The 14,822-nt window shown below is 42.1% G+C and carries 7 protein-coding genes; 6 read left to right on the top strand and 1 reads right to left on the bottom strand.

Annotation, left to right across the window (positions count from 1 at the left end):
- Positions 1 to 1,065: TIM-barrel domain-containing protein (locus QZZ43_RS06915; RefSeq protein ID WP_291857368.1), on the top strand; the 1,065-nt coding region annotated here is incomplete at its 5' end.
- Positions 1,066 to 1,431: 366 nt separating this feature from the next.
- Positions 1,432 to 4,074, top strand: coding sequence for a hypothetical protein (locus tag QZZ43_RS06910; protein WP_291857366.1), 2,643 nt, complete (start codon positions 1,432 to 1,434; stop codon positions 4,072 to 4,074).
- Between the two features lie 164 nt (positions 4,075 to 4,238).
- On the opposite strand, the gene QZZ43_RS06905 is transcribed toward QZZ43_RS06910, so the two are convergent.
- Entirely contained in the window at positions 4,239 to 6,044 is a 1,806-nt protein-coding gene (locus QZZ43_RS06905) for a glycoside hydrolase family 15 protein (protein WP_291857364.1), read from the bottom strand.
- 112 nt (positions 6,045 to 6,156) lie between these two features.
- Here QZZ43_RS06905 and QZZ43_RS06900 point away from each other — a divergent pair, with 112 nt between their 5' ends.
- The 4 genes from QZZ43_RS06900 to QZZ43_RS06885 form a co-directional block, all read left to right on the top strand.
- The gene (locus QZZ43_RS06900) at positions 6,157 to 8,382 is read left to right on the top strand and encodes a bifunctional alpha,alpha-trehalose-phosphate synthase (UDP-forming)/trehalose-phosphatase (protein WP_291857362.1); all 2,226 of its coding nucleotides are present in this window, start codon (positions 6,157 to 6,159) and stop codon (positions 8,380 to 8,382) included.
- Between the two features lie 72 nt (positions 8,383 to 8,454).
- Positions 8,455 to 9,450: an FtsH protease activity modulator HflK gene (gene hflK / locus QZZ43_RS06895; protein WP_291857360.1), complete on the top strand. Its 996-nt coding sequence runs from the start codon at positions 8,455 to 8,457 to the stop codon at positions 9,448 to 9,450.
- Positions 9,451 to 9,539: 89 nt separating this feature from the next.
- Positions 9,540 to 10,481, top strand: a complete 942-nt coding sequence (hflC, locus tag QZZ43_RS06890; RefSeq protein ID WP_291857357.1) for a protease modulator HflC — start codon at positions 9,540 to 9,542, stop codon at positions 10,479 to 10,481.
- A 369-nt stretch (positions 10,482 to 10,850) separates the two neighbouring features.
- A partial coding sequence (locus QZZ43_RS06885) for an aminotransferase class I/II-fold pyridoxal phosphate-dependent enzyme (RefSeq protein ID WP_291857355.1) occupies positions 10,851 to 14,822 on the top strand: 3,972 nt, incomplete at its 3' end.

The following is a 14,822-nucleotide window of genomic DNA, read 5'->3' as shown; positions in this document are numbered from 1 at the left end:
CAACGCTATACTTTTGGCTGGTCTGGAGATGCAGGCAACGGTTATGAAGTGACAGAAGGCTGGGCTCAACTGGCCAACCAAATTACGGTAGGGCTCTCTGCAGGACTTGGAGGTATCCCTTTCTGGAGTAGCGATATCTCCGGATATTGTGGCGATATAGAGGACTACGATGCAATGGGGGAGCTGTATGCCCGATGGATGCAGTTTGGAGTGTTCAATCCTTTAAGCAGAGCACACCATGAAGGGAACAATGCCGTAGAACCCTGGTTGTTTGGAGAAGCGGTGGAGGCTGCAAGTAAAGCGGCCATTGAATTGAAATACTCTCTTTTTCCTTACATCTATACTTATGCACGCGAGGCTCATGATAAAGGGTTTCCCCTGATGCGTCCCATGTTTCTTGAATATCCCTCAGATCCGGAAACCGAGAATTTGAGCAGCCAGTTTATGTTTGGCGAAGAGTTGCTCGTAGCACCGGTGCTCGAGGAGGCCGCCGCAGTTAAGCGAATTTATCTGCCCGAGGGCGAATGGTACGATTATCATGAACCACAGATTGCTTATCAGGGTGGACAGTGGATTGAATACCCTGTAAGTCTGGAAACCATTCCGGTTTTTGTAAAACAGGGTGCAGTTGTCCCGACAATGCCCGTGATGCAATACATTCATGAAGATCCTGAATATGCATTAACCTATAATGTGTTTCCGGATCGCATCAATCGCACTGCTTCTTTTGAAGTTTACGAAGATGACGGAGAAACGAACGATTACAAAAAAGATGAATTTGCGAAAAGGTCTTTTAAAAGCAAGTCAACCCGAAATAGTTTTGAAATTACGTTAGGTCAGGAAACAAATAATGGTTATCAGGCTGTTGAAAGAGATGTAAAAATCCGGATACACACCGGCAAGCTACCCCGAAAAGTAATGACCTCCGCAGGAGAAAAGTTGAAAAAAGGGAAGCGTAAAATTGATAAGGGCTTGCTGGCATGGTATTATGACAAGGACAATAAGGTTTGTGTGATTCAGGTACCGGCCCAATCTGCGGTGGAAGGAATGACTGTTGAATTATAATAACATAACCTAACCTGCACAAGCCAGAACCAAACAAGTTTTTTAAAATGAGGGCCTCTTTAATATCCACCTCCGCATACCCCTCTTACTCCCCTGAAAGGGAGAACCGCCCACCCGCAGTTTTAATGAACTTGATAATTTCGAATGTTCCAATAACAATCGAATACGCGCGTGGGGTTCCCCTTAAAGGGGGTCAGGGGGTAGCGCGCAGGAGGATAAAAAACTTATAAACTTTTGTAACACCCATTGGAGGCAACTTCCGGAAAGCCATAAAAAATATTTTGCCAAAAAAACACGAATATTAGAAGTAAGCTAATAATAACTAAAAAAAAAACGATGTATTCTATAAAGAATTTATTTTATCTCATGTTGTTTTTTACAGGCGTCACAGCCTGCAATACGAACCCGCCTTTATATGAGTCGGAGACTTATACAATCTATTCCGACAGGGTGGAGCAGGGCGAATATTCAGCTATCGTCCGGAGTGAAAATCATCTGGTAAGTGATTATCAGAGTCATAAAAGTCAGACCTTTTCTCCAACGATACAATTCAAGTTCAGCATTAACGGCGCTGATAATGAGATGGGGTATAACAAAGATCATCGGGCAAATATTTATCCTGCCGGCAAAGATACCGTGGTTCTTGATGTGACGTTTGGAGAACAGGCAGATCTGAGGTCAGATGTAAGTGCTGATAAAAGTGTACCCCCTAATACACCGGTAAAACTCAGGGTGGATTTCACACCGGTTCTGGAGTCTTTTGAATCTAATGGTTTTTATGAAGGCCCCCACGGGAATAAAATTTACAAAGAAGATTTTAAGGGCCTGTTTATTGCCGGAAGTGCCTATCCGCTTAACTGGGACTTCGAAAACCTGGTAAACAATCCGCAGGCAGAACTGACGGATGAGAATGGAGATGGGATCTACGAAACCACCCTAATGTTTAATGACTATGATCCTTCGGCACATGTTTCTTCGGAATGGAAACCGGAAAATGATAACAGTAAATATCCGCAGTTTTCGAGTAATCACCCCCTTCTAAATGCCATTTACAATTTGTCTTTGGATGAACTGCAAAAATTAAAGGAGGAGGATGGAACATTCCGGACCGGTAAAGAATGGGCTGGCGTATGGACCCGTGATATAAGTTACAGTGTATATCTTTCACTGGCGATGCTGGAACCTGAAATGAGTAAGACCAGCCTGATGCGTAAGGTGAAAAATAGCAGGATAATCCAGGATACCGGCACCGGTGGTGCCTGGCCTGTGTCGTCAGACCGCGTGGTTTGGTCTGTTGCAGCATGGGAAATCTATAAATATACCGGAGATCGTGATTGGTTAAAAAAATCGTACAAGATCATCAGTAATACCATCAAAGACGATGAAAAAACGGTTTTGAACGAGGATTTTGGACTCTATTTGGGCGAATCATCTTTTTTGGACTGGCGCAAGCAGACCTATCCTTTGTGGATGGAGCCCACCGACATCTGTGCTTCAATGAACCTGGGTACCAATATGGTGTTTTATCAGACGCTGAATATTCTTGGTCGAATGGCCGGGGAGTTGGGTGAAAATGCACCTGCCTGGAATGAAAAAGCAGAACGCTTAAAAACCAGTATCAACGAGCATTTTTGGATTTCGGAAAAGGGATATTACGGACAATACTTGTATGGTGATCGGCATATGATGCTCTCCGAAAAACCGGAAACCCTCGGGGAAGCTCTGGGGGTTATTTTTGATGTGGCAGGAGATGAGCAAAAGGCTCAAATGCTGACCAATGTTCCGAATCTGGATTACGGAACGCCTTGCGTCTGGCCGCAGATTCCTAACATTCCCCCTTATCACAACAATGGTATCTGGCCGTTTGTGCAAGCCTATTGGACACTGGCTGCAGTCAAAGAAAAGCATAGTGCTTTGGTGCAATACGGATACGCCTCTCTGTTAAGGCCTGCGGCTCTTTTTCTTACCAATAAGGAAAACTTTGTGGCAAAAACAGGAGATTTTGCGGGTACGGAAATTAATTCCGACTGGCAGCAGTGGAGTGTCGCGGGACAACTGGCTATGAACTACAGGGTTTTGTTTGGGATGAACCTGGGAACGAATTATCTTTCTTTTAGCCCCGTCATTCCTGAAAGTTTTTCAGGGATCTATCATTTGGAGAATTTTCCATATCGGAAAGCCGTTTTAGATATAGAGGTGGAGGGTTTTGGAGAGGAGGTGAGCGAATTTTATCTTGACGACAAGTTGCAGGATGAGCATGTGATAAGTGCCGATCTAATGGGATTCCATACCATCAAAATGGTGATGAATAATCATATAGTGCAACGAGAATTTTATCGGGCAGATTATATGGTGAGTCCGGAAACTCCCGTGGTAAACTTCTCAAACGGACAACTTGCATGGTCACCTGTAGGTGAAAAGTTGACTTATCAGGTCTTTTGCAATGGTAAAATGATTGCCGAAACTTCTAATACAGGTTTTGAACCAGAAAATATTGAGCCAGGAAGCGAATTTCAGGTTTTGGCAAAAACCGAAGGTGGCGTGGAGTCTTTCCTCGGTGAGCCGGTTGTTAACCCGGAAAGCAACTTTCTGATAATGGAGGCAGAGGACTTTAATTTGCCAGACGATAGCAATGTTCCGGGTTTTCTGGGAGAAGGTTATGTGGAATTCTCAAATGAGCTGAGTGAACGGTTGAAGTTTTCTGTCTCAGCGCCAGAATCTGGTAAATGGTTTCTGTCATTTCGCTATGCAAATGGAAGTGGCCCGGTTAATACTGATAACAAATGTGGAATTCGTACTTTGTTTGTTAACGGTGAATTTGCTTCTTCTTTAGTTTTTCCTCAGCGGGGTAACGATGAATGGGCAAACTGGGGAACCACAAATACTATCGAAATTGAACTTCAGGAAGGGAAAAACCAACTGGAAATAGGTTTTCAAGCATACAATGAAAATATGAACGGGGATATAAATAGGTTTCTGATGGACAGGATTATTATAGAGAAAAAATGATGTCCTTTTCTAGGGTTCCCAAAAAATCGGTTTTGAATAAAATATGTGTTCACCGCATTTAGTGAGAACCATTGGGATTTTTTTTTAATTATTGCAAAACAACAGGGGCTGCACGGAAAACTCCGGGCAGCCCCTGCCAATTTTATAATCAATCAGGAATTTCCTCACCAAATATTCCCCAAAATCTTCTCCTCGCTGGATATTTCTCCACCCGCCAGCAGCATGGCAGTGTCAATCAGTGCCAGGTGGGAGTATGCTTGCGGGAAGTTTCCGAGCATTTTTTTGGTTTCAAAATCCAGATCTTCACTAAAAAGGCCCAGATGATTGGAGTATTTCAGTAGTTCATCGAATTTGCGTTTGGCTTCTTCTTTTTCGCCAATCTTGTAAAGACTTCTCACCAACCAGAAAGAACAAATAGTAAATGCCGAGGACGGTTGTCCGAAATCGTCTTTATTCTTATACCGATACATCAGACCATTGTGCTCTAGTTCTTTTTGGATTGCCTTTACGGTACTTTTAAATTTGGGATCATCACCCTCCATGAAACCATACGCTTCCATCAGAAGGACGGATGCATCCAGGTCTTCTGTTTCATAAGCTTGAGTGAAAGCTTGCTTCTCTTCCGACCAGGCATTTTTGAATATATCGTCCTTGATTTTATCTTTGAGATGGTTCCATTTTTTTATGTATTCCGTTTGGTGCAACAGTTCGGCTATTTTAATGCCCCTGTCGGCAGCAACCCAACAAAGCACTTTGCTGAAGGTGAAATGTTTGGTGCTGTGTCTGATTTCCCAGATTCCCTTATCGGGCTTTTGCCAGTTGCGCTCTACAACCTTAATTATGTTGCGGATAATGGTCCATAATTCTTCGCTGTGCTCCAATGAGGTTGTGAACAGATGAAACAGCTGATAAATGACATCTACCAGAATTCCGTAAATATCATTCTGTTTTTGTTTGTAAGCTGCATTCCCCACACGAACCGGCTTGCTGTTTTCGTATCCGGATAAGTGGGGCAGTTCAGTTTCCGTCAGCTTTTTCTCCCCGTTAATTCCATACATGATTTGAATCTTTTCATCCTTGTCGGGAAGCAAATCAATGATGAAATTCAGATACTTAAGCGCTACATTAAAGTGGCCGAGCATAGTCATTACCTTAATCACCATTGATGCATCCCTGATCCAACAGAAACGGTAGTCCCAGTTGCGGACTTCTCCAATGGTTTCGGGCAGGGAAGTGGTTATTGCTGCAAGTATGGCTCCGCTTTTGTGATAACTTAAAAGTTTAAGCAGTAAAGCACTACGCATGATTTGTTCATTGTAATTTTTGAATTTAGTAGTGCGTTCTGCCCAGTCGAGCCAGTAAACTTTTGTCCGCTGCAATTTCAGGTAAGCCCTGGAAATGTCCTGGGCCAATAGCTTTTGGTTGTAGCTAATGAGGATAAATTCATCTTTTTCTATGGTAATGGGCAACTGACCAACCACCGAAAGCTTGTCCATACTTGTGTAAAGATACAGCGAGTCATAGCTTCCTTTGGTAGTATAAGCTTTTACATACTTACCATTAAAGGTGATGTGTGTGTCAAACTTGGCATACTCCAGACGGGGATCAAAGTGAATCTTTATTTTCGGTTTCCCTTCGATTAGCTTTATATATCTGATTAAATCCGGGGGTAAATAATAGCTTCCGTGCTCTGTTTTATAGCGGGGCATGAAATCGTGAATTTCAAAAATACCATCTACACATTCGAAGCGTGTAATTAGAATATTGGAATGAAATTCATATCTTTGAGTGATGTCAGCTCCTGCAACAGACACAAGGGAGAAATGGCCCCCTTTTTCTTTGTCCAGAAGAGCAGCAAAAATGGAGGGTGAATCAAATTTTGGTAAACAAAGCCAGTCTACCGATCCTTTATCTGATATCAAGGCGGCACTTTTGCCGTTACCGACAACACCGTAATTAAGGTTGTTCATGTTTTTTTGTGTGTTCAATCTTTTCAGTTTTTTGTTTGTTTTGGACGATACAAAGTTTGTAAAATAAAGAAAAAACACTATACTTTAATGCAAAATAAAAAATCATAAACCCATGAAAAAACTTCACATAGTGTCTAACCGATTGCCTTTCAGTATAGTTTCGGAGGATGATAAATTTTTGTTAAAACCCAGTGTGGGTGGTTTGGCCACCGGTATGAAGTCGGTTTATAAGGATTTTGAAGGTCGATGGATCGGGTGGCCCGGAGTTGCTACCGACAGCTATACGGCAGATGAATTTAAAGAGATAGAAAAATTGCTTGATAAGGAGGGATGCGATACCGTACCCCTTACTGCCACTGAGGTACATACGTTTTACGAAGGTTTTTGCAATCGAACTATCTGGCCCCTTTTTCATTACTTCAATCAATATGTTGATTATTCACCCGAGTACTGGGAGTCATACGTAGAAGTGAACCAAAAGTTTGCCGATAAAACCCTTGAAGTGGTGGATGAGGGCGATTTTGTCTGGGTACATGATTATCAGCTTTTGCTGGTTCCCGGCATGCTTAAAGCAAAACGGCCCGATTTGACCATCGGTTTTTTTCTGCACATTCCCTTTCCATCGTACGAAGTTTTTCGAATTCTCCCCTGGAGAAATGAATTGCTTGAGGGGCTTTTAGGGGCTGACCTGATTGGATTTCATACCTACGACTATGAACGTCACTTTCTGAGCAGTGTTCGCCGTTTATTTGGCTATGAAATTTCTTTCAACCAGATTCATATTAATGAAAGAATCATTCTTGCTGATGCTTTCCCAATGGGAATTGACTATGATAAATTCCACGATTCGGCCATCCAAACGATTTCCAAGCCCATGCAGGAGAAATCTACCCTGCACAAGGAATTGGAGAAATATTTTTTGGTGTCGCCCGAGAGAAAGTTGATTCTGTCTATAGATCGTCTTGACTATTCCAAGGGGATTCCAAACCGCTTGAGAGCATTTGAGAAATTCCTTGAGAAATTCCCCGAGTACCGCACTAAAGTAACACTGGTTATGCTGGCTGTTCCTTCACGCAACAGCGTGCCCCAGTATCAAATGTTAAAACGGGAAGTGGATGAGTTGGTTGGCCGGATTAATGGTCTTTACGGTACTGTTAACTATGCCCCGGTATGGTATTTCTACCGCTCCATGCCATTCGAAAACCTGGTGGAACTTTACAGCATGAGTGATGTTGCATTGCTGACCCCCGTTCGTGACGGCATGAACCTGGTGGCCAAAGAATATGTAGCTTCACGAACCAATCAGACGGGGGTGATGATCATTAGTGAAATGACAGGGGTGGTAAAAGAAATGGGAGAAGCCATTGTGATCAATCCCAACCACGAAAGTCAGGTGGCCGATGCCATTAAACAGGCACTCGAAATGCCCATTGAAGAGCAACGTGCCCGGATGTCGGTCATTCAGAAACGACTGAAGCGTTACGACGTTTTCAAATGGGCAGAACAGTTTGTTTCATCGCTTAAACGTATTGCGCAAATTCAGGTTGACTTTCTGGCTAAGAAAATCACTCCTAAGCTTAGTGAGAAACTGCTTAACGATTTTTCTAAAGCCAAATCAAGGGCTATCTTCCTCGATTATGATGGCACCCTTACACACTTTAAAAAAGCAACACGTGAAGCCGAATCAAGTGCTGCTCCAGATGATCCGTTGCATGGCATATTAAACGCGCTGACCAGTGATGATAGAAACGAAGTGGTGCTTATTAGTGGACGCGATAAGGAAACATTGAGCAAATGGTTTGATGGTTCTAAAGTCAGTCTTATCAGTGAACATGGTGTGTGGATGCGTGAAAGAGGAGGGGAGTGGCAAATGCTTACCAATGCCACCAACTCATGGATGCCTATGGTGCGTCCAATTCTTGACAGTTTTGTGGTTCGCACGCCCGGAACCTACCTTGAGGAGAAAAATTACTCACTGGTGTGGCATTACGAAAAGGCAGAAGCGGATTTGGGCGAGTTGCGTGCAAAAGAACTCAAGGACGAACTGACAACCATGGTGGCCAATCACAATCTGGAAATAATGGAAGGCACAAAGGTGGTGGAGATAAAAACCGGCGGAATAAATAAAGGTGTGGCTGCCAATCGTTATTTGCTTAATAAAAAGTTCGATTATATTATGGCAATGGGAGACGATTGGACAGATGAATATCTTTTCAAAGAACTGCCTCCCGAAGCAGTTACAATCAAAGTGGGAATTAAACATACAAATGCTTCCTATAAATTGGAGACGGTGGAAGCGGTAAGGAATTTCCTGCAAGTGATGTCGGAGAATCATTAATGCGATTTTTTTACTATAAAACAGCTTATCAGAAAGTAATTCCCGATTACGCGGGAGAAATAATTTTTTATTATGAGTGAATTTGAATTCTCAAATCAGGAGATTCCTCCTTTTTTGAAAACAGTACTAAAGAATATAAAGTTAGTTGTAGCCGGTATCATCATAGTGGCTGTGGCCTGGAGTGGATTTTTTCAGGTAGGACCTGAAGAGGCCGGCGTTATTGTACGTTTTGGGAAATACACCCAAACAGTTATGCCGGGTTTGAACTTTAAAATTCCTTTTATCGAAACGGTTTACAAAGTGCCTGTTGAGAGGCAACAAAAACTGGAGTTTGGCTTTAGGACCACCTCTGCTAATGTTCGTTCCGAATATACCAAAAGCGGTACAAGGGATGAATCGTTAATGCTTACAGGAGATTTGAATCTTGCCGATGTAGAGTGGGTGGTTCAATTTCGGGTAAATGATCCCTACAAATACTTGTTTAAAGTAAGAAATCCTGAATCTACTCTTCGTGATGTTTCTGAAGGAGCTGTTCGTCAGGTTGTGGGCGACCGTACCGTCAATGAAGTATTGACTGTTGGCCGTGCTGAAATTGCTTCCAGTGTTCAGGTCTTGATTCAGGAACTGTCAAACAGTTATGAACTTGGTGTTAAGATTGATCAGGTGGTGCTTCAGGATGTTAATCCTCCCGATCCGGTCAAAGCCGCCTTTAATGCGGTAAACGAGGCACAGCAAGAGAAGGAGACACTTATTAATCAGGCCAAATCGGCATACAATAAGGTTATTCCAAAAGCAAAAGGACAGGCCGAAGAAACCATTCAAAAAGCTGAAGGATATGCCGTGGAGCGTGTTAATAATGCCAAAGGTCAGGTAGCTCGTTTCAATGAGCTCTACTCCGAATATGTAAGGGCTCCTGAAGTAACGCGTGAGAGGATTTATCTGGAAACCCTTCAGGAGGTACTTCCCAGGTTGGGCAATAAAATTATTACCGACCAGGAAGGAAACAATGTGTTACCACTTTTGCAGATGCAGATGGATAATGTGAAAAAAATTGCTCCTCAGCAATAAAGTAAGGAGTTAAGGACAAATGGAATTTTAAACCTTCAACTCCGAATACGAATGATTCAACAGAATCAGTACACAATAAAAGAAAGAACATGAAACGAAATAAAATTATATTAATAGTTGTCGTTTTTCTAGCGTTTATTACCATTTTGGGTAGTGTTTATGTGGTGGACGAAACCGAGCAGGTAGTCATTACTCAATTTGGGAAACCTGTCGGAAATGCGGTTGTCGATCCCGGGCTGAATTTCAAACTGCCTTTTATTCAAACTGCCAATTTCTTCGAAAAACGTTATATGGAATGGGATGGTGATCCCAATCAGATTCCTACAAAAGACAAGAAGTATATTTTTGTTGATACCTATGCCAGATGGCAGATTGTAGATCCATTGCAGTTTTTTAAGCGTTTGCGTAACGAATTGGGCGCCCAGTCAAGACTGGATGATATCCTGGATGGTGAAACACGAGACTTTATTGCCAATCATAATCTTATTGAGGCAGTTAGAACCAGTAACCGCCAACCGTTATCTTCAGGAGTGATTAGTGAATTGATTGGTGACAGCCTGGAACTGATTGATGTGGGTCGTGAAAAAGTTCAGGCCATGATTCTTCAGGCCGCCAATGAGCAGACTGCTGACCTGGGTGTCAAGATTATGGACTTTAGATTGAAACGTATCAATTATGTGGAAGATGTTCGTACCCAGGTTTATGAACGTATGAAAAGTGAGCGTTACCGAATTGCTGATAAATTCAGGTCTGAGGGGCAGGGAGAAGCTTCCAGAATTAACGGTGAAAAGGAACGTGAACTGAAGTCCATTCAGTCAGAAGCGTTCCGTAAAGCTGAAGAAATCAAAGGACGAGCCGATGGAGAGGCAGCCTCAATTTATTCTCAAGCCTACAATAAATCTGCTGCTTCCAGAAGTCTCTACAGTTTTATGAAATCCATGGATACTTATGAAAAAACCTTTGATGAGAAGACCCATGTTATTCTTTCTACCGACAGTGAATTGTATAAATATCTGAAAAGCTCCCGATAGTTTTTGGAGAGATGTAGAAGCAAACCGGTCGGTCACAAATATTACGCAATGGCGCCTGGTATGAAAACATCTATTCTTTGTATTAAATGCCTGCTTTTGGTCACTTTAATGATTGAATTAGAAAAAAATAACAGTTTATGCTTAAGAATAATTGTTAAGCCCTGTTAATATGAGTGTTTAAGGTTGAAAATCGACCTGTTTTGCTTTTATATTATTTTTGATATATCTATATTTGTAACATTTTGAAATTAAAAGGTGCTTTTATTGACGAATCTTTAACCAGGATTTGTCAATCGAGGTACTTTGTTCAAAAACCAATTACAGGACAAAAGGATATTTATTAACTGGATTTTTTAATTGAAATTTATTATGCAAATCGAAGGAGTCCCCAAAGCTTTTTTACGACAAGAGGCTCGTGAATACATCGACCTTTATGCCTCATTGGGTGAACGGGCAGAAGTGTTTCTGCCCAATTTCGTCTTCGATAACTTAAAGGCTTTCGTACGCCTTTGTTATGAAGAACCTAATGATCCGGCCCGGCAACAGGCCGAAATACAGAAGTTCCTCCTTAAGTTTCGCGAGGAAATTCCCGGTTATTCGGATATTGCTCTGATGCTATATCCTCACGAGGACTCAAAAGCATTTATTTATAATTCACTGAAACAGGGATTTAACCGCCGTCTTGGTTATTTCGCTGACCATGATGTGGTGAACAAAGAGCAGAAGAAGTGGATTGATAATATCAGAAATGCACACGATTTTTCAGTAGGAACGCCTCCGGTAACTGAACAAACCATCGATTTTCTGGCTAAAGTTATTATTGGTGATGCTCCTGTGGAGTTACGTCGTTTCCGCGATGTGATAGGAGTGATTGGTGATATTGACGAAGCACACTGGAATTATCTGATGGATACTCTGGAGCAGATGATCAATCAGAGTACGCATTATACTACCAAAGCCGAAAAGAGTAATTTCCTGCACCGGACTGAGTGGGCTGTCAACTTTAAAGGTCTTAACGGACTTATCCGCACTGTGGTTTCCGGTAACAGCGATACTGCTGTTGAAATGATTAAAGGTGAAGTATTTGGTGACAGCTCTGTGCGTGTGATTGAGAACATTAAAGGAGAGGAATTGTATGAGCAGATGCAGGACGACACCGCTAGTGTATTTGTGGTGAAAGTCAAGCACATGCGTAAGAATATGTTCACGGGATCTAAGTGGTTCCCGCTAATTTCGCGCATAGTTGTGGTCGATGATTCCCCCGAGTCTCATGCTTCCAACACTTCTTTGGTATTTAGTTTCCATAACGGGGTAATCAACACCCTGAATAAGGTTCATACCAAAAAGCTTGGAGCTCCTGCAAATACTCAGCTCAATTTGAGATTGATTCTTGAGAATGTGAACAACAAAAATCTCGAGGAATTCAAAGAGCTGCTCGATAAAAAAATTGCTGATTACAACCAGGAACTGGACGAAATAAAGAAAGAACAGCTTGGACAAACCAACGATCAGGTTAAGAATACCAATCTGTTTAAATTTGATTCTTTTTCACGTCAGATTCTTAAAGACAGATATTCACTTGCGCGTCTTCGCGATTTCATTCAGTTTATTCAGAATGCTTCATCGCCCGAAAAACGGGAAAAGCAAAACGAAGAACTGATTAATACTTTCGAAGACCGTATTCGTAAATACTTTTATTCGGATACCCCTGCTTTGCAGATTGCAACCATCCTCGAAGGTGGTGGTCGTAACCAGATTCGCACCTATGGAGAGTATCTGTTGCAACGCAAGGTGAAACCTATTGATGATAAAATTCTGGATCGTTGCAAGTCAATTATCAATTTTATTCCTGACAACTACAAACGGACCCTGCACAATCATTTCCATAAGAATTTCGGTGTAAACCTCTTTATGGAAAAATATCAGAAATTCATTGCCAAAGTGGACAATGAGTCCGACAATAAGGGGCGGTTCCGTAATGTGCTCATAGACCTGGGTGTTTACAAGGATTTTGAAAAGCTGAGCGAAGAGGACCAGAAGATCATTAAAGGCTTTATCAGCGATTTGGGGAATCTGGATAAGACCTCTATTGCCGATGATGTGCAGATGATTATTAGAGACTTGTTGTTTTATCGCGACAAGAATCCGAAGCCTTATATCATTTACAACAAAGTTCTTGCCTGGGAATATACCGACCTGTTCTCGGACGATAAGTTTTATATCAATCCTTTCGATATCGAGATTGAGAATCTTGAAGATCAGCGAATTGATTATGAGCGGTTACTTACCAAATTATCGCGCATTAAGAATACATTGCAGCTCTTTGATGCAAGCGGTAATCTGTGGGATCGATTCTGTGAGAATGTGACAATCATCATCAACGATCCGTCCAATCCAACCGGATACAGTGATTTCAATCGCGAAAGCCTTATTGAGTTCCTGAAGTTTATCAACAACAGTAAAATTACTTTGTTGCTCGACGAGGCTTACACCGACAGTGTTAAGGTGAAGGAAGAGATGATGCCTAAATGGAGATCCATTTCCCGTTATATTTTTAACAACGAGAATGTTTACTCCAAAATGAGGGCTGTTTCGTCTCTCTCCACAACTAAAAACCTGGCCGGTTCAGGCGATCGTTTGGGTGCATTGGTGGCTACACCTGCCATGAAAGAGGTTATTGAATACTCACGCAAGCGCAACAATGCGGTAAGAGGAAACAGCAGTTCTCTCTATTTTCTGAATGCTGTGCTGGAGGTTGGCCTCAAATCTAAAGCTTTAAAAGACAAGCTGGAATCGCGGTTGCCAAAGGATGCCTCCAGAAGTCGTATTGTTAATCAGATTGAAAGTTTTGTGGTTGGCTCTCTGGCCGATGACGGCAAGAAAAAGACGGCTACAGGAGACCCGGTGAAGGCTGGTTTCGAGGGTAGCCCAATGCATCTGTTCCTCCTTGATGAACTGGTGTCGCTGGCTAAGCTTGATATACTTGGGCTGCCCGACGACTTTAAATACAAAGATGTGCCTTTCTATATTTATTATGGAGGTGAACTGGTTAAAGGACTCAATCGTTTCAGAATTAATAAGAATTTTAGAACTGAATCAAACCTGAGATTAAAAACAGCTACCAAAATTGCCGAAGAGGTAATCAAGGATCTGGAGGTCCAGGATGTTTCTATTATTCATTCCGATGGTTCTTATTTGTTCAATTTGCTGTTTAAGAACTTTGGCAGTTTCAACGACCTTGAAGATTTTGCCAAGAAAATAGCCGGTGAAAGAGGAATCTCTGCGTTACCCTATCGAACGGGAGTGGTTCGGTTTTCTCTGGGTGGTTTCATCGAGGGAACAGCCAAAAGCTACGAAATCTTTGAAAATGAAGTCCGCACTGCATTTTCTTTGTTCCTGAGTTACTGGAAGAAGTTACAGGCTGCACGCGAAGTTCAGCCCAAGGAAGAAATATCAACCCTGATGAGCAGGATTCTCAATTCGGGAGAAGATGCTGAATTCCTTAAAGCTGTATTTTCTGATTATGAAATGATTCGTGGTCTTGCCAAAAAGGTCAATCAATCATTACTTATCAACGAAAATCGCTCGCTTTACCATGCTTCTCCCCAGGTGAGTGGCGTTTCAATAACTACCATCGGGGATTCTAAGAATTCAGTGATTGAATTCCAGGGTAATGTCGGGGATTGTCGCGACGTCGAAGAGTTTGTTCGAAGTAGTGCATTTACCAAGATTTATGAAAACCTGCTTCCACAGATTTATAAGAAAATACCTCAGCTTAGGAATCTTAATTTCAATATTGTAGCATCGCGATTCAGCAAAGCTACCATATTGAAATACATCAATAATAAGAAAACCTTCCATCCAAATCATTATGTGCTGGACGATCCGGAAGAGAAAAACATCATGCGTGAAATCCTTATTGAGATGGAGCGTATCTTGTTCTCCGATGCCAAAATGAAGATTCTGACGCTTCAGGCCAGTGGTGATTACTATATGGATGTGGCGCGATTGGAGGGGGTTAATGCTGTTCTGAAGAAGCATATTCAGGAGATTCTGTTACATTTTAACCTACCGTTCGAGCAGGCAACCATTGAGCCAAGTCGCCGGGAAATGATCCGCAGTGCCTGCGACCTCTTTGAGGAAGTTACCGGATTGGCAGTAAAAAATCTGGACTTGGAAAGGTATGTCAGTCACTTTGTCGAGACTTTGCGTCAGGACAAGAAATTTGCTGAAATTGACATTTCTGCCCGCAGCCTTGGATTTATTGCTGATGTGGTGAAACGTCGGGTGTTTGAAAGCAATTTGTCAGCGAGCGACCAGATACTTTACCTGTATTTGCTG

It is taken from the genome of Marinilabilia sp., assembly GCF_016278715.1.
In the GTDB taxonomy this organism is placed as follows: domain Bacteria; phylum Bacteroidota; class Bacteroidia; order Bacteroidales; family Marinilabiliaceae; genus Marinilabilia.
Note: the sequence above shows the minus strand (reverse complement) of the source record. Positions and strands in the feature narration are given on the sequence as shown.

Bases quoted from the DNA above. Each gene is read 5' to 3' on its own strand.
- QZZ43_RS06910 (WP_291857366.1), top strand. From the start codon at position 1,432: ATGTTGTTTTTTACAGGCGTCACAGCCTGCAATACGAACCCGCCTTTA.
- QZZ43_RS06905 (WP_291857364.1), bottom strand. From the start codon at position 6,044: ATGAACAACCTTAATTACGGTGTTGTCGGTAACGGCAAAAGTGCCGCC.
- QZZ43_RS06900 (WP_291857362.1), top strand. From the start codon at position 6,157: ATGAAAAAACTTCACATAGTGTCTAACCGATTGCCTTTCAGTATAGTT.
- hflK (WP_291857360.1), top strand. From the start codon at position 8,455: ATGAGTGAATTTGAATTCTCAAATCAGGAGATTCCTCCTTTTTTGAAA.
- hflC (WP_291857357.1), top strand. From the start codon at position 9,540: ATGAAACGAAATAAAATTATATTAATAGTTGTCGTTTTTCTAGCGTTT.